Annotated in this window: 21 protein-coding genes; 5 read left to right on the forward strand and 16 right to left on the reverse strand. The window is 60.5% G+C overall.

The genetic code is table 11. The features are described from left to right. Positions 1-361: 361 nt before the first annotated feature. Entirely contained in the window at positions 362-679 is a 318-nt protein-coding gene (locus ACM1ZW_RS28265; RefSeq protein ID WP_017339414.1) for a DUF2388 domain-containing protein, read from the forward strand. Between the two features lie 64 nt (positions 680-743). Here ACM1ZW_RS28265 and ACM1ZW_RS28270 read toward each other — a convergent pair whose 3' ends face one another. Together ACM1ZW_RS28270 and ACM1ZW_RS28275 are read right to left on the reverse strand one after the other, a co-directional pair. After that, on the reverse strand, positions 744-1673 hold the full coding sequence (locus ACM1ZW_RS28270) for a pyridoxal-phosphate dependent enzyme (RefSeq protein ID WP_416739806.1): 930 nt from the start codon (positions 1671-1673) through the stop codon (positions 744-746). 312 nt (positions 1674-1985) lie between these two features. After that, complete coding sequence (locus tag ACM1ZW_RS28275) at positions 1986-2777, reverse strand: SDR family NAD(P)-dependent oxidoreductase (protein WP_017339544.1); 792 nt, start codon at positions 2775-2777, stop codon at positions 1986-1988. A gap of 122 nt (positions 2778-2899) precedes the next feature. Between ACM1ZW_RS28275 and ACM1ZW_RS28280 the strand changes: the two genes are divergently transcribed. Continuing rightward, positions 2900-3838 carry a GlxA family transcriptional regulator gene (locus tag ACM1ZW_RS28280; RefSeq protein WP_017339545.1) on the forward strand — a complete coding sequence of 313 codons (939 nt, stop codon included), beginning with the start codon at positions 2900-2902 and terminating at the stop codon, positions 3836-3838. Positions 3839-3905: 67 nt separating this feature from the next. Further along, positions 3906-4565 carry a methyltransferase family protein gene (locus tag ACM1ZW_RS28285; RefSeq protein WP_416739807.1) on the forward strand — a complete coding sequence of 220 codons (660 nt, stop codon included), beginning with the start codon at positions 3906-3908 and terminating at the stop codon, positions 4563-4565. A 27-nt stretch (positions 4566-4592) separates the two neighbouring features. Here the strand turns inward: ACM1ZW_RS28285 and ACM1ZW_RS28290 are convergent, their stop codons facing one another. From ACM1ZW_RS28290 to ACM1ZW_RS28320, 7 genes are all read right to left on the reverse strand, one after another. Further along, complete coding sequence (locus ACM1ZW_RS28290; protein ID WP_414878389.1) at positions 4593-5261, reverse strand: HAD-IA family hydrolase; 669 nt, start codon at positions 5259-5261, stop codon at positions 4593-4595. A gap of 88 nt (positions 5262-5349) precedes the next feature. Then, the gene (locus ACM1ZW_RS28295; protein ID WP_031319014.1) at positions 5350-5757 is read right to left on the reverse strand and encodes a response regulator; all 408 of its coding nucleotides are present in this window, start codon (positions 5755-5757) and stop codon (positions 5350-5352) included. Positions 5758-5869: 112 nt separating this feature from the next. Beyond that, positions 5870-7477, reverse strand: a complete 1608-nt coding sequence (locus ACM1ZW_RS28300) for a GMC family oxidoreductase (protein ID WP_416739808.1) — start codon at positions 7475-7477, stop codon at positions 5870-5872. Positions 7478-7604: 127 nt separating this feature from the next. Next, complete coding sequence (locus ACM1ZW_RS28305; RefSeq protein ID WP_017339550.1) at positions 7605-8822, reverse strand: mandelate racemase/muconate lactonizing enzyme family protein; 1218 nt, start codon at positions 8820-8822, stop codon at positions 7605-7607. A gap of 1 nt (position 8823) precedes the next feature. Further along, on the reverse strand, positions 8824-10143 hold the full coding sequence (locus ACM1ZW_RS28310) for an MFS transporter (RefSeq protein ID WP_416739809.1): 1320 nt from the start codon (positions 10141-10143) through the stop codon (positions 8824-8826). Between the two features lie 83 nt (positions 10144-10226). Continuing rightward, positions 10227-11651, reverse strand: a complete 1425-nt coding sequence (gene aldA, locus ACM1ZW_RS28315; protein ID WP_416740854.1) for an aldehyde dehydrogenase — start codon at positions 11649-11651, stop codon at positions 10227-10229. Between the two features lie 210 nt (positions 11652-11861). Then, on the reverse strand, positions 11862-12794 hold the full coding sequence (locus ACM1ZW_RS28320; protein WP_017339553.1) for a LysR substrate-binding domain-containing protein: 933 nt from the start codon (positions 12792-12794) through the stop codon (positions 11862-11864). Between the two features lie 184 nt (positions 12795-12978). On the opposite strand from ACM1ZW_RS28320, the gene ACM1ZW_RS28325 reads away from it, so the two are divergent. Together ACM1ZW_RS28325 and ACM1ZW_RS28330 are read left to right on the forward strand one after the other, a co-directional pair. Then, complete coding sequence (locus tag ACM1ZW_RS28325; protein WP_017339554.1) at positions 12979-14157, forward strand: hypothetical protein; 1179 nt, start codon at positions 12979-12981, stop codon at positions 14155-14157. A 185-nt stretch (positions 14158-14342) separates the two neighbouring features. Then, positions 14343-15218 (forward strand): LysR substrate-binding domain-containing protein, encoded by an 876-nt coding sequence (locus tag ACM1ZW_RS28330; protein WP_017339555.1) that lies wholly within the window; start codon positions 14343-14345, stop codon positions 15216-15218. A gap of 126 nt (positions 15219-15344) precedes the next feature. On the opposite strand, the gene ACM1ZW_RS28335 is transcribed toward ACM1ZW_RS28330, so the two are convergent. The 7 genes from ACM1ZW_RS28335 to ACM1ZW_RS28365 all read right to left on the reverse strand — a co-directional run bounded on the left by ACM1ZW_RS28335 (position 15345) and on the right by ACM1ZW_RS28365 (position 21914). Next, positions 15345-16709, reverse strand: coding sequence for an MFS transporter (locus tag ACM1ZW_RS28335; protein ID WP_017337362.1), 1365 nt, complete (start codon positions 16707-16709; stop codon positions 15345-15347). Between the two features lie 122 nt (positions 16710-16831). Further along, on the reverse strand, positions 16832-18265 hold the full coding sequence (locus ACM1ZW_RS28340) for an NAD-dependent succinate-semialdehyde dehydrogenase (protein ID WP_416739810.1): 1434 nt from the start codon (positions 18263-18265) through the stop codon (positions 16832-16834). Continuing rightward, on the reverse strand, positions 18262-19296 hold the full coding sequence (locus tag ACM1ZW_RS28345; protein WP_017338434.1) for an aldo/keto reductase: 1035 nt from the start codon (positions 19294-19296) through the stop codon (positions 18262-18264). Before ACM1ZW_RS28345 ends, ACM1ZW_RS28340 begins: the two co-directional genes overlap by 4 nt. 10 nt (positions 19297-19306) lie before the next feature. Beyond that, positions 19307-19819 (reverse strand): formaldehyde-activating enzyme, encoded by a 513-nt coding sequence (gene fae / locus ACM1ZW_RS28350; protein WP_017338433.1) that lies wholly within the window; start codon positions 19817-19819, stop codon positions 19307-19309. 382 nt (positions 19820-20201) lie between these two features. Then, positions 20202-20477, reverse strand: coding sequence for a pentapeptide MXKDX repeat protein (locus tag ACM1ZW_RS28355; protein WP_414884408.1), 276 nt, complete (start codon positions 20475-20477; stop codon positions 20202-20204). A 52-nt stretch (positions 20478-20529) separates the two neighbouring features. Continuing rightward, the gene (locus tag ACM1ZW_RS28360) at positions 20530-21309 is read right to left on the reverse strand and encodes a molybdopterin-dependent oxidoreductase (RefSeq protein ID WP_017338431.1); all 780 of its coding nucleotides are present in this window, start codon (positions 21307-21309) and stop codon (positions 20530-20532) included. Beyond that, positions 21306-21914: a cytochrome b/b6 domain-containing protein gene (locus ACM1ZW_RS28365; RefSeq protein WP_414884407.1), complete on the reverse strand. Its 609-nt coding sequence runs from the start codon at positions 21912-21914 to the stop codon at positions 21306-21308. Before ACM1ZW_RS28365 ends, ACM1ZW_RS28360 begins: the two co-directional genes overlap by 4 nt. Positions 21915-21946: the final 32 nt, after the last annotated feature.

The raw sequence follows: 21946 nt of genomic DNA on the forward strand, positions 1-21946 counted from the left end.
CTGACACAAATGACAGGTCTTTCAACTGGGCGCGCCTGCTTCGGTTGATGCCCTGCTGTTGCGCTTTCTCAATGAATGCCGGGCTTCGCGTTGCGCCGTTCGCTGGGCATTGCGCAGCAGGTGTTGAACGCCGCGGATGTCGAACAACTTGAGCCCGAGTTGGCCAGCATAGCCTTGGCCGGGACTCTGTTTCCCGAGCCGTCGCATATGGATGTCCCGCGCGTGCGGCGAGGTCCGGCTCGCGGATCCAAGGCTGCTGGTTGAAGTGATAGTTTGTGCTGCAAGGAACTCCTGACCGTCGCTGCATATCCTAAACTGTGTGGTACTTCCTTTACGCTTCACGCTTTCGGAGGACACCGTCATGCGCCGTCTGATCATCATCTCTTCCCTTGTGTTGTGCTTACCCTTCGGCTCGGCTTTCGCGAAAGTGGATGCGGGCGATGTCGCCACCTCCGCCGGGGTTTCCGCTTCGCTGTACTCGACCTTCAAGGACGACAAACTCATGATTCCCGCCCGGGATGACGCCTCCAGCTTCGTGGCCAGCGGCGGTGCGATTCGAGGCGTGTATCTGGAATCGGTCATGAAGCAGATTCGCCAGGACAATCCCGGGCTGAACGCCAGTGACGAAGACCTCGCCAGAGCCATTCTGATCCAGGACAGTGCCGCTGCCGGGCAATGAGGGCTGAAACGGGCGCGGTGGGGCCTGTAACACCTGGACAGGTGTTAACGGCCCTGCTTTGCGGCTACTTTGCGCTTGTAGCGGATGAACGTGCCCATCCGGCAACGAGTTGTACGCTGACGCTGATGCCACCACACACCACGATCACCACATCATGGGCATCGGCGATTGCCGGGTGGTCCAGATAGCCGATGGCCAATGAAACACCGCACGCCGGCTCCACCAGCTGACGCAGGTCATTGGCGTAACGCACCACGCCCATGATCGCTTCGTCATCGCCGAGCACCACGCATTGGTGAGGGAAATCGAGGATGTGCTGCACCGGCCAGGCGGCCACTTGAGCGGCGCCGAGGGAGGTCGCCACGGTGTCGATGCGCGAAAGCCTGACGGGATGTCCGGCCTTGATCGCCGCCGAAAAAGACGCCGCTCCCGCGGTTTCGCAGGCGACGATACGGCAATCCAGGCGGTCATGCCGAGTCAATCCCGTGAGCAGGCCCGCCAGCAAACCACCACCCCCCACCGACGTCACCAGCGTATCGACTTGAGGGCAGTCCTCGAGAATCTCATCGATCATCGTGCTGTGCCCTTCCCACAACACCGGATGATCGAAGGCCGGCACGTATTCGGTGTCCGCCGCTTGTGAAAGCTCCTTCGCCCGTTGATTGGCGTCGTCCCAGACCTTGCCGTGAACGATTACTTCGGCACCGGTTTTGCGAATCCTCGCGCGGGTGCTTTCCGGGGTGGTGTGCGGCACCACGATGCAGGCTTGCAACCCCAGGCTGGCCGCCGCGACGCCGGTGGCGAAACCGGCGTTGCCCCCCGAAGGACAGACCACCTTGCGCTTGCCCTGGGCCTTTGCCTGGCTGCACAACAACCCCATGCCACGCAGCTTGAACGAACCGCTGGGTTGCAGGTTTTCCAGCTTGAGCCAGATCCGCCGAGTGGGGGTCGACAAGCCCGGGTGCAGGATAAGGGGAGTTCTGATGTGAAGCATGTTGGGCTCCTCGGTCGCACACCGACTTGTCGAGTGGTTCAACGAATCGGTGTGGAGCGCAATGCTGTTCACTTAAGCGCGCTCTTGGATCGTGCATACCTTTGTGGCGAGCGAGCTTGCTCGCGCTGGGCTGCGTAGCGGCCCCAAAAATCTGACAACTATTGCCGAGTTTTGTGATTGCTACGCACTCAAGCGGGAGCAAGCTCCCTCGCCACAAGTTTCCTTTGATTCAAGACACTCTTAAGTGAACAATATTGCGGTGTTGTACGGTCCTTATCCAAGCTTAGTTCACCGCGGCCCGAGCTTGCCGTTTCAACGATAACGCGGTGCCGCCATGGAGTTGCCGAACAAGCCCGACAGGGTTTGGCGCTGGGCTTCGTGACGGTCCCATTGCGAGCCGTCGTGCAGACCCGGAATAGTCACCACCTCTCCATTCGCGAGCCCTGCCAGCGCCGCATCGACCATGTCCTCGGCGGTCATGACGATTTCCTGCGGCAGGTTTTCCACCGGGTTGCCGGCCTCGCTCCAGAAATCGGTGGCGGTGGCGCCAGGCAATACGGCCTGAATACGAATGCCTTTGTCAGCCAGTTCATGGTGCATGGATTGGCTCAACCCCAGAACGAACGCCTTGGTCCCGCCATACACGCCATTAAGAATCTCGGGGGCAATCGCCACGATCGAGGAGATGTTGATCACGGTGCCGTTGCCACGGGCGACGAACCCGGGCGCTACCGCGTAGGCCAAACGCATCAGTGCGGTGACATTCAGGGTGATCATGTCTTCCATGTCATCCACCGGGCTCCCCAGCAGCGGCATGACAGCACCGACCCCGGCGTTGTTGACCAGCAAGGTGATGCTCGCGTCGGTGCGCAGAATCCCTTCGACCCGGCGCAGATCGGCCTTGTCTTTCAGATCGGCAGCGACGACTTCCACGGCGCGACCGGTTTCGTTGCTCAAGTGATTGGCCAAGGCGTTCAGCCTGGCCTGGCTGCGGGCGACCAGAATCAGATCGTAACCCTGACGCGCGAGACGATCGGCATAGACCGCGCCGATGCCGGAAGAGGCGCCCGTGATGAGGGCGGTGCCTTTGGATGAGAGAGCCATGTTCAGTGTCCTTCACAGTGAGGCGAGAGGTTCGCCGGATGTGACCGTTATAAATTGACTGACCTCCGTCTCAAATGACGTTTAAAGTACGCTTTTAGGACATGTCCATTGAGGGCCTATCGATGACTTCCGTGGCGTTTGTAGTGTTTGAGGGTTTTCAGACCATGGCGCTGGCGGCCATGCCGGTGTTCGAGTACGCCAACTTCAGCGCCGGCGAAGCGCTTTACGACGTCAGCGTACTGTCCGAGGACGGCCGTACCTTGCGTGCTTCCGGCGGTTTGAGTGTCGGCACCCAGGCGTTCGATGAGCGGGTGTTCGATACGGTGATCGTGGTCGGCGGCGATGCCATCCTCGAACAGGCGCCCGAGGGTGTGCTGGATTACCTGCGCGCCAGCGTTAAAACCGCGCGGCGCACGGCGTCGATTTGCTCCGGGGCGTTTGTCCTGGCCCAGGCCGGTTTGCTCGAGGGGCGTCGGGCGACCACGCACTGGGCTTATGCAAGGGAACTGCAAGCACGGTTTCCGTCGATCAAGGTGGAAGAGGACCGCATTTACGTGATTGACGGTTCGATCTGGACTTCAGCCGGGATGACGGCCGGTATCGACCTGGCGCTGGCGATGGTCGAGAAGGATCACGGCCCGCTGCTCGCGCGCTCCGTGGCACAGAAACTGGTGATGTACCACCGGCGGGCGGGCGGCCAGTCCCAGCATTCGGCGCTGTTGGAACTGGAGCCGAAATCCGACCGCATCCAGACCGTGCTCGGTTACGCCCGGGAACACCTCGCCGAGGCGTTGTCGGTGGAACAACTGGCGGACGTGGCGCGCCTCAGCCCGCGCCAGTTCAGCCGGGCGTTCCGGGCAGAAACGGGACAATCGCCGGCCAAGGCCATCGAAAACCTGCGCCTGGAAGCGGCGCGACAGATGCTGGAGCGCGGGCGACTGAACCTCGATCAGATCGCTGCCGAATCCGGCTTCAGTGATCGCCGGCGCATGCGCGAAGCGTTTCTTCGGGCGTTCGGGCAGCCACCCCAGGTGATTCGGCGCAACGCCCGTTCGGCCTGAAGCGTTTATCCGCGCAGCCTGCGGCAGCTCCTACAATGAGGGGGCAGGTTCGCGTGTGGAGGTACGGATGAACATCTCGGCCAGACTGGCGTTTTTCGCCATCGTGAGCACCCTCGCCTACCTTGGGTTCGCCGTGTGGGGGATGGGCTCGTTCGCGGCGTTTTTCTCTCATTCGGCGTTGGTGGTCGTTGCCTTGGCGACCCTGGTGATGGCGATCGCGGCGCTGTTCTCCGAGGTCAATCTCAGCTCCGGCGAACGGGAAGACCGGGCCAATCGCTGGGTGCTGCCGGCCTTCGGGGTGATCGGGACAGTGAGCGCTTTTCTACCGGCCTACACCGACCGGATCGACGTTTGGACCTTCGGCGGTGAAGGCGTGCGCTGGCTCGGGGCGTTGCTGTTCATCGTCGGCGGTGTATTGCGCCTGTGGCCGGTGTTTGTCCTGGGCAAGCGTTTCAGCGGGCTGGTGGCGATTCAACCGGGGCACCGGCTGGTCACCGACGGGATTTATCGAACGTTGCGCAACCCCAGTTATCTGGGGATGTTAGTCAATGCCGTGGGTTGGGCGCTGGCGTTTCGTTCAGGCGTTGGCCTGTTGCTGGCAGCGCTGACGGTGATCCCGCTGATCGCCCGCATTCACGCCGAAGAAGCGCTGCTGCGGGCGCAGTTTGGCAGTGAATATGAGGCGTATTGCAGCCGCAGCTGGCGGTTGATACCCGGTGTGTACTGAACAAACCCATTCCAACATGGGGGGGGATTACGAATATCGCAGACGGATCCGGCCATCGCCGTCGACACCGCAGGCGATCGCTTCATAACTGACCATCGTCGCATGCGGCGTCTCGAGCGGATGTTCATGGGTCGAGGTGATGATCACAAGGTCTGCCCCCGCCGCCTCCGCCGCGAGAATGCCCACCGTGGCATCTTCGAAAATCAGGCAATCGGTCACTTCGACGCCCAACCGCCTGGCCGCCAATCGATACCCCGCAGGATCGGGTTTACCCGCGCTGACATCTTCCGCCGTGACCATCACCGCAGGCTCCGGAATCCCCGCCGCCGCCATCCGTCGCAGCGCCAGTGCCCTGGGCGCAGACGTCACGATCGCCCACTGACCGGCCGGCAGCGACGTCAGGAACTCCGCCGCCCTGCCTACCTCGACAATCCCCTCGACGTCCTCGATTTCCGCCTGGGTAATCCACGCCGCCTCAGCTTCAGCATCGACACCCGGCAAGGCCTGGCGGTTGACCGTGTCGATGGCCCGGGCGCCATGAATGGTCGGCAGAAAAGCGTCGACATCTACCCCGTGGCGCAAGGCCCAGGTGGTCCAGATGCGCTCGGCGGCGGCGATGGAGTTGAGGACGGTGCCGTCCATATCAAACAGAAAGGCACGATAAGGCTTGTTGAAAACCGAATGTTGAGCTGACAAGGATGAGCGTCCTTTTACAAGAGCCAGGCGAGTTTTGCCGAGCAATGTAGCATTTGCGAGAGGGTTGGGCTCAACCGCGCGCTGATGTTCAGCCCACCGTCTTCGGCTTAAATGCAGCTGCCACGCCATCGAGCAATTGCCCCAGCGCCCAAGGCTTCTTGATAAAGGACACCTGATGCCTCACCCCGGACGATTCCGGCGTTTCGAAGCCGGACATGATCATGATCGGCTTGTCCGGCCAGCGGTCGCCAAACAGATTAGCCAGATCCGCGCCATTGAGTTTGCCGGGCATGGTGATGTCCGTGAGCAACAACCGTACCTCATCGGCGTGCTGCTCCAGGTAATTGGCGGCTGCATCCGCGCTGACCTGTGGTTCAACGACGAAACCCTCCTCCTGAAGAATTTCGCAGAGAAACTCCAGGATCAACGGGTCATCCTCAACCACAAGAATCAACCCGCCAGGAAGGTGCTCGCCCGCCATCGATTCTGGACACATGACTTTGCCACTCCCTGATCGCCTAATGATTTCGCGGGCTCAAACCCGCTGCTTACAGGTATGAGCAGCGGGCTCGGCGGAAATTCATTTTTGATACAGGCAAGTGAAAAAATCAGGCGTCCTGCAGAATCAGATCGGCGCCCTTCTCCGCCACCATCAGCACCGCTGCATGGGTATTGCCGGACGTCACGTTAGGGAAAATCGACGCATCGACAATGCGCAACCCGTCAATACCGTGGACTTTCAAACGCTTGTCCACCACCGAAGTCCGTTCATCCGCACCCATCGCGCAGGAACCGCACAGGTGATAGATCGAACCGCTGTTTTCACGGAAATACTGCAGCATCTGCTCGTCGGTTTCGACCACCGGGCCCGGCAGCACTTCTTCGACCGTGATGCCTTTGAGCGCCGGTGCCTGCATGATCTTGCGCATCAGCCGGCTGCCCTGGATCACCTCGTCGATGTCCTTTTGCGTACTCAGGTAATTCGGGTCGATCAAGGCCGCGTCACGGGGATTTTTCGACGCGATCTCGATGTGCCCGCGACTGGTCGGCCGGCACGGGTTGAAGCACAGCAGGAAGCCTGAATATGGTTCGGGCTTGAGGCTGGCCTTGTTGTTTTTCGGGATCTGGTACGACAGTGGGTTGAAGTACAGCTGCAGGTTCGGATGGCTCTGCTGCTCGCTACCCCGAAAGAAGCCGCCGGCCTGATTGACGCTCATCGCCAGTGCGCCCTTGCGGGTGAACAGGTATTTGAGGCCGAGTTTGAATTGCCCGAACAGCGAGCTCAGTTGATCGTTGAGTGTCGGGATGTTGGCCTTGTAGTAATAACTGGCGCACAGGTGATCCTGCAGATTCTGCCCCACCGCCGGCAGGTGTTTGACCAGCGCGATATTGTGCCTGGCCAGCAGCGCCTGATCGGCGACACCGGACAGTTGCAGAATCTTGGGTGTGTCCACGGCACCGGCACACAGAATGACTTCCTTGCTGGCGGTGAAGGTGCGCACCACGCCGTGCTGGGTCACCGATATACCGGTCGCCCGGCCGTTGTCGAACAGCACCCGATCCACCAGGGCGAAATGCTCGACGGTCAGGTTCGGCCGGCTCAAGGCCGGGTGCAGATGCGCAAAGCTGCTGGAACAGCGCTGGCCATTTTTGGTGTTGACGTCGTAGATCCCCGAACCTTCGAATGCCGGTCCGTTGAAGTCGTCGCTGTGCGGGTAGCCGAGTTCGTCGCAGCCCTTGATAAACACGTCGCAGATCGGATGGGTCTGGCCTTTCATCGGCGTGATGCTGATCGGGCCGCTGCCGCCGTGGTATTCGCTGTCGCCCAGGGGATGGTTTTCCAGTTTGCGGAAGTAGGGCAGCACGTCCTTGAAGCCCCAGCCCTCGTTGCCGTTGGCCGCCCAGTCATCGAAGTCATGGGCCTGGCCGCGGACGTAGATCATCGCGTTGATCGAACCCGAACCGCCCTGGACCTTGCCGCGCGGGGCATAGATTTCGCGGTTGTTCAGCTGCTTTTGCGGCTGGCTGTAGTACATCCAGTTGAACGTCGGGTTGTAATACATTTTGGCAAAACCGACCGGGACCTTGAACCACAGGGAACTGTCCTTGCCGCCCGCTTCCAGCAGGAGCACCGAATGTTTGCCCGAAGCCGAGAGCCGATTGGCGAGGATGCAACCTGCGGCGCCAGCGCCAGCGATGATGTAGTCGTATGTCATGCAGGGTTACCGCGTAAGTCGTTGTACAAAAAAACCGCCCGGCAGGTATGGCGTAAAACCTGTGGGGGCGAGCTTGCTCCCACAGGGACTGGGTTCACCCGCAGTGCCTGCCATGGGCGGCAAATCTTCAGCCTCGGGCTGGCGACGAGTCTTTGACGTCAGCCGGGGTCGGCGCCATTTGCAGGTGCAAACGCTCACCGGTGTACGGCGAATGCTTGCGCACCACGTCCATGTTCAGCTCTACGCCAAGCCCCGGTTCGGTGGACGGAATGATGTAGCCGTCCTCCCACTGCAACGGCTTGGTCAGGACTTCGGCGTGGAAACCGCCCCAGGTCATGATGCTTTCCTGGATCAGGAAGTTCGGCGTGCAGGTGGCCAGCTGGAAACTTGCCGCCGCGCCAATCGGCCCGTTGTAGAGGTGCGGTGCGATCTGCGCGTAATAGGCCTCGGCCATGCTGGCGATCTTTTTCGCTTCCAGCAGACCGCCGCAACGGGCGACGTTCATCTGCAGGATCGACGCACCGCCCGCCTGCAACAGCTTGAAGAATTCGTATTTGGTGGTCAGCCGCTCGCCGGTGGCAATCGGGATGCTGGTCTTGGCCGCGACTTGCGCCATGGCCTCTTCCTGGCCCGGTGGCACCGGCTCTTCGAACCACAGCGGATCGTATTTTTCCAGGCGCTTGGCGAGGCGAATCGCCGAGGACGGCACCATTTGCCCGTGGGTGCCGAACAGCAAATCGCACTTGTCGCCCACCGCTTCGCGGATCTTGCGACAGAAGGTTTCGCAGCGATCCAGCACCTCCAGCGAGATCTGGTGCCCGGAGTACGCCGTATATGGCCCGGCCGGGTCGAACTTCACGGCGGTGAAGCCTTTGTTCATGTTCTCGATGGCGCATTCGGCCGCCAGGTCCGGGTCGTCGTAGTCGTACTCACCCTTGCTGTTGACCGGGTACAGGTAGGTATAGGAACGCAGCCTTTCGTGGACCTTGCCACCCAGCAGTTCATACACCGGCTTGTTCGCCGCTTTGCCGATGATGTCCCAGCACGCCATCTCCAGACCGCTGACCACGCCCATCATGGTCAGGTCCGGACGTTGGGTGAAACCGCTTGAATAGGCCTGACGGAAGAAGCGTTCGATGTGGTGCGGATCGTGGTTGAGCAGGTAGCGTTCGAACACGTCTTCGATGATCGGCAGCATGGCTTTCGGGCCGAAGGTCGCAGCGTAGATTTCGCCCACGCCTTCGATGCCGCAATCGGTCTTGAGTTTGACGAACAGCCAGTACATGCCGCCGACGTGCGGTGGCGGTACAGCAACGATATGGGTTTCAAGGGCGACGATTTTCATCTCAGGCACCTGTCTTATTGAAAGTTTTACGATTGATACGAGCGCGCAGAGTCAGGGCCGCCAGGGTACCGAGCAGGCCGACGAAGGCGATGTAGCCGAAATACAGCTTGTAACCAAAGGCGCCGGGGAAATGCTCGGTGAGGTAGCCGTTGATCAAGGGAATGAACGCGTCGGGCATATAACCGACCACCGAGACAATGCCGATTGCCAGGCCGGTGATGCGCAGCGGGATGTTGCAGGTGTCGAGGATCGCCCAGTACAAACCGCGAATGGCGTAGGTCATCAGGCCGATGAAAATCACCGTGCCGATCAACAGGCCCATGCTGTTGAGTGCCGGGAACACGATCAGGCCGACCATCGCCAATGTCGCGAGGAACAGCGCCACGATCAGCACCGAAATGTTGGAAAACCTGTCACCGAGCCAGCCACCGCCGATCCCGCCAATCGGGCGCATCCACAACTTGATAGTCGTGATGGTGCCGGCCATGACGGCGGTCATGCCGCCGCCCTGCAGATAATCGGAGAAACTGTAGGTGGCCCAGAAGATGTGATAACCGCAGAACACGATGGCCGTCACCAGCCACAACTCGGGGATTTTCACCAGCGTGGCCAGGTCGCTGAGCAGGTTGTATTTGCCCTTCTCCACCGCCGCGGTGTTGTCCATCGACTTCGGGTCCTTGATCAGCACCAGCACACAGCCGATGGCGATACAGGTGAAGGCATAGAGGTAAACCACGTGCTTGAAGCCTTGCGCCGCCGACTCGCCACGGGTTTCGGTGGCGAAGGCAAACAACCCCAGCGCAACGGTCGCCAGCAACGCTTCGACCAGGCCGCGACCGCCATCAAGGATGCCGAAGAACCGGCCTTGCTCGGTGTGATGGGCGATCATCTTCACGCGCTTGAGCACCGAGGCCCAGAACGTCAGGCCGGTGGTCAGCCCCCAGCAACCGAAGATGATCATCAGCCCGGTCAGCGACGGCGCAGTGGAATACCAAAGGCCCAATGCACCGGTAGCAACCAGCGAGAAGAAAATCAGAAAACGCGGGGCGATACGGTCGGCCAGCCAACCGCTCGGCAAGTAGCTCAGGAGGAAAATCGTACCGAGCATCGAGTACAGATAACCCAGCTCGCTGTGGTTGATCTGGAACACCTCGAGCATGGTGGTCTGGTAGACCTGACGCAGGTACAGGATCGGGTAGATCGCACCGGCGGCCAGCACCAGGAGCATCAGTTGGACATAGCGACTTCCCTTGTCACTGTGGCTTTTTGAACCCGCGTTCGAACCCTGAACAGCGGCAGCAGTGGATGCATGCTTGGACATTGATGTGACCTCGGGCAGCCCGGTGACCGGGCGCCCCTGATAATTGTTTTTATGGGTGCAGCGTGAGGCGTTTTACCGGTGGATCAATACTTCATGACCACAAGCCGGGTCTGAGTGAATTCGAGCATGCCGTGCTTGCCGTCATCGCCGCCCAGGCCCGAGCGTTTCCACCCGGCGTGAAAGCCCTGGTACGGGTCCGCCGGGGTGCGATTGACGTACAACTCGCCGGCTTCAATGGCGTTGGCGACTTTCATCGTGGTGCGGTAGTTCTCGGTGTACAGCACCGACGACAGGCCAAACTGATGGTCGTTGGCCAAGGCCAGCGCTTCGTCGATGTCGCGGTACTTGAGCACCGGCAGCACCGGACCGAAGACTTCTTCCTGGACGATTTCCATGTCCTGACGGCAGCCACTGAGCAGGGTCGGCGGGTAGAAGTGACCTTTGCCCTGCGGAATAAATCCACCCGTTTCCAGTACAGCACCGGCGGCGACGGCGCGCTCGACCATGGCGTGGATGTTCTGCTGCGCACTGGCGTTGACCAATGGCCCCATCCGACTGGCGTCGGTGGCGCGGTCGCCGAATTTCACGGCACTGATTTTACTTTTGAGCAAGGCGAGGAATGGCTCGTAGATGCTTTCCTGCACGTAGACCCGCTCCACCGCCGTGCACAACTGACCGCAGTGGGTGGTCTTGGAGGCAACAATCGCTGTGGCGGCGGCTTCAAGGTCAGCATCGGCTTCGATGATCGCCGGGGTCTTGCCGCCCAGTTCCAGCGACGGCTTGGCGATGTTGGCCTTGCAGTAATCGAGCACGATACGCCCGGCGTTGACGCTGCCGGTCAGGGTGATCAAGCCGACGGCCTTGTGCGTGCAAACGGCAGCGGCGGTGGCGTGGTCCATGGTCAGGATGTTGATCACGCCCGCAGGCATTGTGGATTGCTGCACAGCCTTGGCGATTTCGAACGCGGACGTCGGTGTGTTGTTGCTTGGACGCACGACCACGGTGTTGCCGGCAATCAGCGCCGGGGCAATTTTGCGCAGCAACGTATAGACCGGGTAGTTGAACGGAATCAGGCACGCGACTACGCCAATCGGCTCGCGGTGCAGGAACAGGCTTTCGTTCGGGGCGTCGCTGGGAATGATCTCGCCTTCGATACGACGCGCCCATTCGGCGTGGTAGCGGGTGATCTGCGCGGCGTAACGGGCTTCGTTGCTGGCGTCAGCGACGCTCTTGCCGGATTCGGCGGCCAAGGCTTTACCGATGTTCTCGGCACCGGCATCGAGTGCATCGGCAAGCGAACGCAGGTGTTCGGCACGCTCGATGCTGGTGAGTGTGGCCCAGGCTTTTTGTGCCGCAGCGGCCGCTTCGACTGCGGCGGTGGCTTCATCGGCATTGGCCGCTGAAACATGGCCCACCAGCGCTTCGGTCGCGGGGTTGTACACCGCGATCAGCGCTTCGCTGGCGGGTTCGATGAAGTGGCCATTAACAAAATTTCGCTCGAGTCGCATGTGCATCGCCCATCGTTGTTTTTATCCAGTGAGATGCAGTCTTGGCATCTGACCGGCATTGAACAAACGATTTATTGAGCGATGTAACATTCAAAAAAAGAATGTTATATCCAGGTCGACGCAGAACCCTGCGGGAGAGGGCTTGCCCGCGATGGCGGCGGCACATCAGCCTCTTTTTGACTGACAGATCGTTACCGCGGGCAAGGGTGATCAGAGAGCAGCGGTCGAGGGTTCAAGCTGCCGTTGCGCCAACCAGATCTCCTCCTGCAACCACTGACTGAACACCTGCAATTGCGGCATCTGCGTCTGCTCCGGCCGGGTCACCAGCCAGTAGGACTGGTGGCCTTCGACATGCACGTTGAGCACCTGGGTCAACTGCCCGCTGGCCAGTTCCGGGGCGACCATGTGCCAGTCGGCAATAGTGATGCCCAACCCGTCGGTGGCCGCGCGGATCGCCAGGTCCAGCAAGTCGAACTCGTAGCCGCCCTGGGTATCGACGCCGGTGATTCGCGCCGCGTCCAGCCAGTGTTTCCAGGTCAGGTAGCGCTGGTCTTCCCGGGCGAGCACGTGCAGCAGCGTCAGGCGATTGAGGTCGATGCCCTGCTCGCTCCATTCCCGCGCATACAAGGTCGGTGCGCACACCGCGATATGCCGCTCCTGAATCAGCAGGGAGCTGTCCATGCCATCCCATTCCCCGTCGCCGAACCGGATCGCGCAATCCAGCGTGCTGGTTTCCGCAAGGCTGTCCTGCAAGCGCGTGGTGATGCTCAGTTCCAGCTCCGGATGCTTCTCGCGCAACCGGCCCAGACGCGGCATCAGCCAGCGATTGGTAAAGGTCGGCGGCGCGTTGATGTGCAGGCGATTGGAATGGGTTTTCTGCTGGATGCTGCGTACCGTCAGCTCGATCTTGTCGAAGGACTGATGCAGCGCCCGCAGCAGAATGCGCCCGGCGCTGGTCAGTTCAAGGTGATGGTGACGGCGCTCCAGCAAGCTTTCGTCGAGCTGTTCCTCCAGTTGCCGCACCTGGCGACTGACCGCACTCTGAGTCACGTTCAACAGTTCGGCGGCGCGGGTGAAGCTGCCCGTGCTGCCGGCCACTTCAAAGGCTTTCAGCGCGTTGAGGCCGGGCATTTTGCGTTTCATGGAAGGCTCTCAAGGTGGATGACAAGGCGTAAAGCATCCCACGCCGACGATGAATTGTCCTACAGGATTTTCCCAGTAACATGCGTTTGATGAAGGTTTCGACGCATTTTTTATCGTTTGTTCAACGCAGCGCTGATGGCAAGACTGGCCAGCATCTCTAATAAAAATAAACGAGAGCTGACCCATGCCCCTCCCTGCTTCCCTGCGCCTTAGTCCGTCGTACCTCGCTCTGCTCTGCACCTTTGCCGCGCCCGCCATGGCGGTACAAGTCACCGACAACCTCGACCTCGGCGGCGCCGTTCGCGCACGCTGGGATTACGACCCCGACCGCGACATCCAGAAGTTCGGCCTGGACACCGTGTTCCTTAGCGCCAAGTACAACTCCGACAGCTGGATCGGTGAGGCTCAGTACCGTTTCTACGGACGCTCCTACCCGTACCAGTACACCAAGGACTACGGTGATATTCAGTTCGCCAAGTTTGCGTGGGCCGGTTACAAGTTCAACCCCGACCAGCAAGTACAGGTAGGCCTGAACACAGTGCCATTCGGTTTGCAGCCCTATTTCGGCAGCACCTTCTACGAAACCCTGGGCAACGTCATCGGCCTTGAGGATGTGCAGCAGATCGGCGCCAAGTACATCCAGCAAAGTGGCGACTGGAACGTCCAGGCCGGCTATTACCTGCGCCCGGCGTGGCAAGGCAAAGGCACCAGCAAGGGCGTGACCTACTCCAGCGTGGTGTCCGGGGCCGACAGCTACGTCGGCGATGGCAGCGACAACCAGGAACGCAACACCGTGGTGCTGCGGGTGGCCAAGTCGCTGGACCTGGGGCCCTGGAAATCGGAAGTCGGGATCTCCGGCCTGACCTCGACCCTGGAAAACAAGGACACCGACAACGACGGCCGACGCAACGCCGTGGCCGTGCACTACCTGGGCAAGAACGGTCCGTGGGGCGTGCAATTGCAAGCGGCGCGGCAACAGATGTCGCCGCGCAACGCCGGCACTGATGAAGTGGTAACGCTGGGTGGTTATGACGGCACCTACAACGTCGCCAGTCGCGGCAACCTGTACGTGGCGGACCTGAGTTATGACGTGGCCGGCAAGTACCTGTTCGACCAGATCAGCGGCGTGAAGCTGTACGCCAACTACAGCGCCTTCGACAAATCCGCCGACGAGTTCAAGACCTCGCAACGGATGATTCTCGGTACCTCGTTTTCCTTCAGCAAACTGTGGATCGCGACTGAGTGGCTGTATGGCAAGAATGATCCGTACATTGGTGGCAGCAGCTACACCCAGAGCCTGGGCGCTGGCGGGACTGATCATTGGGAGAATCAGTTGTACATGAACATTGGGTATTACTTCTGATCCAGGATTTTTGTCGCCTCTAAGTACGCCATCGCGGGCAAGCCCGCTTCCACAGGTTCGGTGATCCTTGTGGGAGCGGGCTTGCCCGCGAAGACGTCCGCCCGAACACCACTTGCACCAGCCCCTTGCTAATAGTCAGATAGGCATTACAAAACCATCCAAAAACAACAAATCAGGCCTCTGCCATGCGTCAACTGCCCTCGCTCAACATGCTGCGCGTTTTCGAAGAGGTCGCGCGGCATCGCAGTTTCAGCCAGGCGGCACTCGGTCTGAACGTCACCCAGGGTGCGGTGAGTCGTCAGATCAAACAGCTCGAAGACTACCTCGGCGTCGCACTCTTCATCCGCACACCCCAGGGCCTGTCCCTGACCGAAACCGGCAGCGCCCTCTCCCCACACCTCGCGGAAGCCTTCGACCACATCGAACGCGCCCTGCAAGCCGTGCGCGTGCCCAACCTGCGTCAACGCCTGCGCATCCTCGCGCCACCGACCTGGGCCACGCGCTGGTTGTCGGCGCATTTGCGCGTGTTTTGCCAGCGCTACCCGGACATCAGCCTGAGCGTGACCAACCAGGCGAGCCACGACAGCCTCGCCGAAATCGACTGCCACATCCGCTTCGGCCTCGAAGCAGCCACCCACTGCAGCAGCCAATTGCTCGTGATGGAACGGCATATCGCCGTGGCCAGCCCGGAGCTGTTCAACGATGGCCAGCCACCGGATCTGCGGCAGTTTCCGTTGCTGCACATCCTGCATGACGGCAAGCGCCTGAAGGTCTGGGAAAACTGGCTGGCGGCGATGGGCCGGGATGATGTCGATGCGGACCAAGGGCTGGAATTCAGCACGCTGGATCAGGTGATCCACACCGCGCTGGCGGGCGGTGGCCTGGCGGTGATCGACCGGCAGATGATCGAGAAGGAACTGGCCAATGGCAGTTTGTTGCCGATCACCCCCGTGGAAGTGATCGGGCCGTATGGCTATTGGCTGGATGTGGCGAACGACAAACAGGGGTTGTCGAAAGTGCGGTTGTTTACGGACTGGCTGGGGTTGGTCAGTAATCCCTGAAACAGTGATATTCCCCCTGTGGGAGCGAGCCTGCTCGCGATGAGGGCATTACATTCAACATTGATGTTGACTGATCCACCGCCATCGCGAGCAGGCTCGCTCCCACATTTGATCCGTCGTAAACCTTTAGACCGGTGTCGCGACTTTTGCTGCCAGCGGAACGCCCGCTTCGACCGGACTCTGCGCCTTGCACGCCTGGCTCAACGTCAACGATTTGGTCTCCGGCGCCCAGGCCCAGGACAACAACGCGCCCAGAGCCAGAATCGCCGCCAGTATCCCCATGGTCGGACTCAAGCCAATTCCCGCCACACTCACCGGCAACAGGAACGTGCTGACCGCCGAGCCCAAACGACTCACTGCCGTCGCCAGGCCGATCCCGCTGGCCCGCACTTCGGTCGGGAAGCTCTCGGCCGGGAACACGCCCACCAGATTGCTCACCGCCGACAACACCAGGGTGAACAGTCCGAACACCAGCACCATCAGGAACGCTGCGCTACTCGGCAACACGGCCAACATGAACAACGCCACCGCCAGGATGATGAACGAGTTGATCAGGAACCCGCGTCGCGAGAACTTGATGGTGCACCAGATCCCGATCAACGCGCCGAGGATCAGCAACAGGTTCAGCATCAGCTCGGTGCCGAAGCCTTCGGCCAGGCCCATCTTCTGCAGGATCGACGGCAAGAAGGTGTAGATGGCGAAATACGGCATCACGATGCACACGAAGAACAGGCAGTTGAACGCGGTACGCTTGCGGTATTCGCGACTGAACAACACCGCATAGCCAGAACGGGTTTCGGTGGACTGGGTTTCGTCGAGCTCGACGTTGGCACCCAGGTGTTTTTTGACGATGGCTCGGGCCTCGGCAATCCGGCCCTGATTGACCAACCAGCGCGGAGACTCTGGCGTGCCGATGCGGGCGATCAGAATCAACGCCGCCGGGATCGCCGACGAGGCCAGCATCCAGCGCCAGGCATCGTCGCCAAGGCTGAGCATGGCGGTGCCGACGAAAGTTGCGGCGACATAACCGAAGGTCCAGATCACGCTGAACGAACCCAGCAATACACCCCGGTGTTTCTTCGGCGCGAACTCGGCGAGCATGGCGTGGCCGACACTGAAGTCACCACCCAGGCCGATACCGATCAGCACCCGACAGAGAAACAGGCCCATGGCCGTTTCAGCGTAGAACTGCATGACCGAGGCGATGGTGATCAACACGAAGCTGACCAGGAAAATTTTCTGCCGGCCGACCTTGTCGGAAATCCAGCCGAAAAACAGGCTGCCGAGAAACAGCCCGATCAGCGCCGATGCGCCGATCAGCCCCTGCCAAAATGCATCCAGCTGCATCTGTGGGCTCAGCAGGGTGAAGGCGATACCGATCAGGCCGAGAATGTAGCCGTCGGTGAAATGTGCACCGAAGGTCAGGCCGGCGATCTTGAGATGGAAGCGCCCGATGGGCAAGTCGTCGATTTTTACCGGTTGTACGGACATGTAAGTCTCCAATTGTTGTTATTGACGGAGAAATGAAACCGATCGTTTTTGCTGTGTGCGGACTGGTGTGGCGAGGGGATTTGTCCCCTCGCCACAAAAGCGCGTTCCTACAGGTGATGGGGTTAGAGACCACCCATCAACAGGTATTTGATTTCCAGGTAATCATCCAGGCCGTACTTCGAACCCTCTCGACCGAGGCCCGATTCCTTGACGCCGCCGAACGGCGCCACCTCCGTGGAAATGATCCCTTCGTTGATCCCGACCATGCCCGCTTCCAAGCCTTCGGCCATGCGCCACACTCGGCCGATGTCGCGGCTGTAGAAGTAGGCCGACAAGCCATACGGCGTGTCGTTGGCCTTTTGCAGCACTTCGGCTTCGTCCTTGAAGCGGAAGCAAGCGGCAACCGGACCGAAGGTCTCGTCCTGAGCAATCAACATGTCGCTGTTGGCTTCGGCGAGGATGGTAGGTTCATAAAACGTGCCGCCGAGTGCGTGGCGACGGCCGCCGCACAATAGCTTGGCGCCCTTCCCCAATGCGTCGCTGACATGCAGCTCGACCTTGGCCAGCGCCGCCGCGTTGATCAGCGGACCTTGCTCGGTTTCACCGTCCAGCGCACTGCCGACCCGCATCGCCGCCACGGCTTCGGCGAGCTTGCCGGTGAAGGCCTCGTAGACGCCGTCCTGAATGAAGAAGCGGTTCACGCAAACGCAGGTTTGCCCGGTGTTGCGGAATTTCGAGGCCATTGCGCCTTTGACGGCGGCGTCCAGATCGGCATCGTCGAAGACAATGAACGGCGCGTTGCCGCCCAGTTCCAGCGAGACTTTTTTCAGGGTGTCGGCCGCCTGACGCATCAGCAATTTGCCGGTGCGCGTGGAGCCGGTAAACGACAGCTTGCGCACGATGCCGGAAGCTTGCAGCGCCCCACCAATCGCCACCGCATCACCTGAAACGATGTTGAACACGCCCGCCGGAATCCCGGCCTGCTCGGCCAGTACCGCCAGGGCAAACGCCGACAGCGGGGTTTCTTCCGAAGGCTTGAGAATCATCGTGCAACCCGCCGCCAATGCCGGGCCGACCTTGCGCGTGACCATCGCCAGCGGGAAGTTCCATGGTGTGATCGCAGCGACCACGCCGATGGCTTCCTTGACCACGATGATCCGCGCATCCGCCTTGTGGCTCGGGATCACGTCGCCATAGGCGCGCTTGGCTTCTTCGGCAAACCACTCCAGAAAACTCGCGGCGTAGACCACTTCGCCCATGGCTTCGGCCAGCGGCTTGCCCTGCTCGCGGCTGAGCAGCGTCGCCAGCTCCTTCTGGTTGCTCAGCATCAGCTCGCCCCAGCGCTTGAGCTTCTGGCTGCGTTCCTTGGCGGTCAACTTGCGCCAGGCCGGCAAGGCACGGTTGGCGGCGTCGATTGCAAGGCTGGTTTGTTCGGCGCCGGCCTTTTGCACGTCGGCGATCAGTTCGCCATTGGCCGGGTTCAGCACCGGGTAAGTGACACCACCGCTGGACCATTGGCCATCGATGAAATTGCCGTGACGGATCAACGCGCTCATGCCACAGCCTCGGTCAGGTTGAAACGTTCCAGACCCGGGCGGGCCGAACGCAGGATACGTTTACCGGCGGTGTAATCGTTGATCACGTCGCACGGGGTGTAGTTGCGTTCCAGCTCATGCAGCTCTTCGGCATCGAGTCGGGTTTCCAGCGCGGCCAGGGCGCTGTCGAACTGCTGGGTGGTGTCGGCGCCGACCAGCATGCAATCCACGCCGGGATGATTGGCGACCCAGGCCTGGGCGATCTGCGCGTTGGATACGCCGCGAGCACGGGCCACACGCTGTACCGAATGCGCGATCTCGAACGAGGCTTCGTCGCTGTACATCTGCTGGGTGAAAAAGTCAGTCTGGTTGCGGGTCGATTGCACGTCGCCGGTCAACAGACCTCGGGCCAGCGGGCTGAAAACCGAGACGCCCAACCCCTGGTCGCGGCAGAACGGAATCATCTCGCGCTCTTCTTCGCGGTAGGCGCAGTTCAGTTGCAGTTGCATGTTGATCGGTTTGACCCAACCGTTGCGCTCGCAGGCCATGAGTATCTTCGCCAGCTGCCCGGTGAGCATGGTCGACACGCCGATGTAACGCGCCTTGCCGGACCGCACGATGTCGTTCATCGCGCTCATGGTTTCTTCGACCGGAGTGTTCACGTCGAAGTAATGCAGCATGAACACATCGACGTAATCCATGTTCAGTCGCTTCAGCGACGCGTCGATGCTGTCCATGATGTGCTTGCGCGAATGGCCGCTGGCGTTGATGCCGGCGCGGGTGCCATAGCCGACTTTGGTGGTGATCACCAGGTCTTCGCGGCGGGCCAGGCGCTTGACGATGCGCCCCACGACTTCCTCGCCGACACCGGCGGAATAGAAGTCCGCGAGGTCGATGAAATTCACGCCGTTGTCCAGCGCGTGCGCGACGATCGGCTCGCTTTTCTTCTCATCGAAAATCCAGGGTTTCCAGTCCGGGGTGCCCATGTTCATGGTGCCCAGGCACAGACGGGAGACTTGCAGGCCGGAGTTGCCCAAACGAATGTATTGCATGGTTCGGACCTCAGGCTTTTGGCGTGTAGAAAGGGTTGCTGATGTGATTGACCACATCCGCCAGTTGCGCGGTTTCCGGTTTGCCGGTCAGCGCGGCACGGATCGCCGTGCGGCAGGCGTTGTAGTTGTTCAGGTAGACCGCATCGAGGTCATCGCACGCCGGGTTGACCCAGTTCGCGGTGACGATGGCCCACTCGTCTTCGGCCTCCGGCGGCAAGGTGCCGTCGAGCAAGGCTTCCAGCACCGCCTTGGCGATCCCGGCCTGGGACGCGCCCCAGGTTGCGTTGCCGTGCAGGTCACTGCCGATCGCGGCTTTGTTCACGTAAAGGGTCATCGGCTTGACCGGAATGTTCGGCTGGGCGATCACCATGAACGGGCAATGGCCCTGGCTCGGCGATGCCAGACTATTGGCGAACGCCTGCCCTGCCGGGCCGTTGCGCGGGCCGATCAACATGTTGATGTGCGCGGCGTTCACGCCCGGGCCTTCGAAGCCTTCACCGATATACAGGTCGAGTTCTTTCATGAGTCGTTACTCTTCAGGGATTTGGGGTGATCAGAAATGCACGCAGACCGTGGCGGTCGCGTGGCAAATGTCGGGAGTCGAAGAGCGCGGGTCGTGGCGGAGAGAATCAGTCATGAGTGCAAACGCTCTTTTTTGTTGTTGATGAGCTGTGTTTGCGATTTTTTAACACTGGGGGTTGGCGGGGCTGTAACCATTAAAAGTCATGGGGGCATGACTTCAAGTCATACCCTGATAAATCTGCAGGAGCGAGCTCTTGTGGCGAGGGAGCTTGCTCCCGCTGGTTCGCGGAGCGGACCCAGAAAATGGGCCTGCTGCGCAGTCCAGCGGGAACAAGCTCCCTCGCCACAAGAGCTCGCTCCTGCAGGGGTCGCGCTGTGTTGGCTTATTGCGACATGTTGTCTTTCTTCATGGCGTCCTTGGACATCGCATCTTTCTTCATCCCGTCCTTGCTCATCGAATCCTTGGACATGGCATCTTTCTTCATCGTGTCCTTGCTCATGTCATCCTTTTTCATCGTGTCTTTCTTCATGGCGTCCTTGGACATCGAATCCTTGCTCATGCTGTCATTGCTCATGCCGTTGGTTGCTTCAGCGGCAAATACACTGGCAGCACCCATGGCGAGGCACATGGACAGAACGACGGTGGTCAACTTTTTCATGATGAAACTCCTTGAAGCACAGGTTGCGGGTGAGTGAAGTTGTCGGGCGCCATCAGCTGCCACCGAACCAGTTGTAGCCCTGGTCTTCCCAGTAGCCGCCGCTGTAGGTGTTGCTGACGAAAATCGCCTGGATGTGTTTGGGGTTTTTGTAGCCGAGCTTGGTGGGCATGCGCAGCTTCATCGGGAAGCCGTATTCACGAGGCAGCACCGCGCCGTCATAGGTCAGCGCCAGCAGGGTCTGCGAGTGCAGCGCGGTGGCCATGTCGATGCTGGTGTAGTAGTCGTCGGCGCATTTGAAGCCGACATATCTGGCATCGGTGTCAGCACCGACTCGTTTCAGGAAATCGCTGAACCGTACGCCGCCCCAACGCCCGATCGCGCTCCAGCCTTCGACGCAGATATGCCGGGTGATCTGCTCGTTCTGCGCCATCGCGCGCAGCTCTTCGAGGCGCCAGCTGCGTTTGTCGGCCACCAGCCCGGTGACTTCCAGTCGATAGCTTTCTTCCTCGACGGTGGGTGCCTCGTCGATGCCGTAAAAGGCATTGAACGGAAACGGCCGGGTGATCATCGACGCCGGATAGGTCGGCGCCAGTGCGTTGGGATTGAACAACCAGCCCTGCACCCGATCGTTGAACCGCGACATGGAGGACAACGCCGTCTCGACGCTTTCGTTGTCGGTGATGTTGCAGCCGGACAACATGGCCACGCCACCGAGGGTCAGCCCACGCATCAGGAACGAGCGGCGTGAGCGGTCCTCGATCTGCGGTGCAATGATTTTCCGGGCGTCTTTCAGGATGGACGACTCGTCCAGACCCTCGATGCGCTTTTTCATACGGACTCCTTGCGACCGACAATCATGGCCAGCAACGTTTTGGGAACGAGCGCGACCATCGCCAGATGCACCGCCACAAAGGCCATCAACAGCGCCATCGCGATGAAATGCACATGCCGCGCCGCTTCGTAGCCGCCCAGCAATTCACGCAACAGCGGAAACTGGACGGACTTCCACAACACCAACCCGGAGATCACCAGCAGCGTGATATCGACCATCACGAACAGGTAGGCCAGCCGTTGCACCTGGTTGTAATGACTCAGGTCGGCATGCCCCAGACGCCCGCGCAATGCAGCCCACAGGTCGTGCACAACACCTTTGGGTGACACCGGGAAAAAGCGCCGTGACAGACGACCGCTGGCGAGGTTGATGACCAGGTAAACGAGCCCGTTGATGGCGAGGAACCACATCGCGGCGAAATGCCATTGCAATGCACCGCCGAGCCATCCGCCCAAGGTGATGCCTTTGGGAAAACTGAAGTCGTAAAGCGGGGAAGCGTTGTAGATGCGCCAACCGCTGGTGACCATGACCAGCACCGCCAGCGCGTTCAGCCAGTGGGTGAGCCGGAGCCAGCGCGGATGGGATGAAGCAGGTATCGGCGACATGATGGGCTCCCGGCGGTGTTGTTATTCGTTGG

This window comes from Pseudomonas sp. NFX71, from assembly GCF_048079215.1.
Classification (GTDB): domain Bacteria; phylum Pseudomonadota; class Gammaproteobacteria; order Pseudomonadales; family Pseudomonadaceae; genus Aquipseudomonas; species Aquipseudomonas fluorescens_B.

What these genes read in the sequence shown, in the direction of transcription:
- ACM1ZW_RS28265 (WP_017339414.1), top strand. Translation starts at nt 362, where the DNA reads ATGCGCCGTCTGATCATCATCTCTTCCCTTGTGTTGTGCTTACCCTTC.
- ACM1ZW_RS28270 (WP_416739806.1), bottom strand. Translation starts at nt 1,673, where the DNA reads ATGCTTCACATCAGAACTCCCCTTATCCTGCACCCGGGCTTGTCGACC.
- ACM1ZW_RS28275 (WP_017339544.1), bottom strand. Translation starts at nt 2,777, where the DNA reads ATGGCTCTCTCATCCAAAGGCACCGCCCTCATCACGGGCGCCTCTTCC.
- ACM1ZW_RS28280 (WP_017339545.1), top strand. Translation starts at nt 2,900, where the DNA reads ATGACTTCCGTGGCGTTTGTAGTGTTTGAGGGTTTTCAGACCATGGCG.
- ACM1ZW_RS28285 (WP_416739807.1), top strand. Translation starts at nt 3,906, where the DNA reads ATGAACATCTCGGCCAGACTGGCGTTTTTCGCCATCGTGAGCACCCTC.
- ACM1ZW_RS28295 (WP_031319014.1), bottom strand. Translation starts at nt 5,757, where the DNA reads ATGTGTCCAGAATCGATGGCGGGCGAGCACCTTCCTGGCGGGTTGATT.
- ACM1ZW_RS28300 (WP_416739808.1), bottom strand. Translation starts at nt 7,477, where the DNA reads ATGACATACGACTACATCATCGCTGGCGCTGGCGCCGCAGGTTGCATC.
- ACM1ZW_RS28305 (WP_017339550.1), bottom strand. Translation starts at nt 8,822, where the DNA reads ATGAAAATCGTCGCCCTTGAAACCCATATCGTTGCTGTACCGCCACCG.
- ACM1ZW_RS28310 (WP_416739809.1), bottom strand. Translation starts at nt 10,143, where the DNA reads ATGTCCAAGCATGCATCCACTGCTGCCGCTGTTCAGGGTTCGAACGCG.
- aldA (WP_416740854.1), bottom strand. Translation starts at nt 11,651, where the DNA reads ATGCGACTCGAGCGAAATTTTGTTAATGGCCACTTCATCGAACCCGCC.
- ACM1ZW_RS28320 (WP_017339553.1), bottom strand. Translation starts at nt 12,794, where the DNA reads ATGAAACGCAAAATGCCCGGCCTCAACGCGCTGAAAGCCTTTGAAGTG.
- ACM1ZW_RS28325 (WP_017339554.1), top strand. Translation starts at nt 12,979, where the DNA reads ATGCCCCTCCCTGCTTCCCTGCGCCTTAGTCCGTCGTACCTCGCTCTG.
- ACM1ZW_RS28330 (WP_017339555.1), top strand. Translation starts at nt 14,343, where the DNA reads ATGCGTCAACTGCCCTCGCTCAACATGCTGCGCGTTTTCGAAGAGGTC.
- ACM1ZW_RS28335 (WP_017337362.1), bottom strand. Translation starts at nt 16,709, where the DNA reads ATGTCCGTACAACCGGTAAAAATCGACGACTTGCCCATCGGGCGCTTC.
- ACM1ZW_RS28340 (WP_416739810.1), bottom strand. Translation starts at nt 18,265, where the DNA reads ATGAGCGCGTTGATCCGTCACGGCAATTTCATCGATGGCCAATGGTCC.
- ACM1ZW_RS28345 (WP_017338434.1), bottom strand. Translation starts at nt 19,296, where the DNA reads ATGCAATACATTCGTTTGGGCAACTCCGGCCTGCAAGTCTCCCGTCTG.
- fae (WP_017338433.1), bottom strand. Translation starts at nt 19,819, where the DNA reads ATGAAAGAACTCGACCTGTATATCGGTGAAGGCTTCGAAGGCCCGGGC.
- ACM1ZW_RS28355 (WP_414884408.1), bottom strand. Translation starts at nt 20,477, where the DNA reads ATGAAAAAGTTGACCACCGTCGTTCTGTCCATGTGCCTCGCCATGGGT.
- ACM1ZW_RS28360 (WP_017338431.1), bottom strand. Translation starts at nt 21,309, where the DNA reads ATGAAAAAGCGCATCGAGGGTCTGGACGAGTCGTCCATCCTGAAAGAC.
- ACM1ZW_RS28365 (WP_414884407.1), bottom strand. Translation starts at nt 21,914, where the DNA reads ATGTCGCCGATACCTGCTTCATCCCATCCGCGCTGGCTCCGGCTCACC.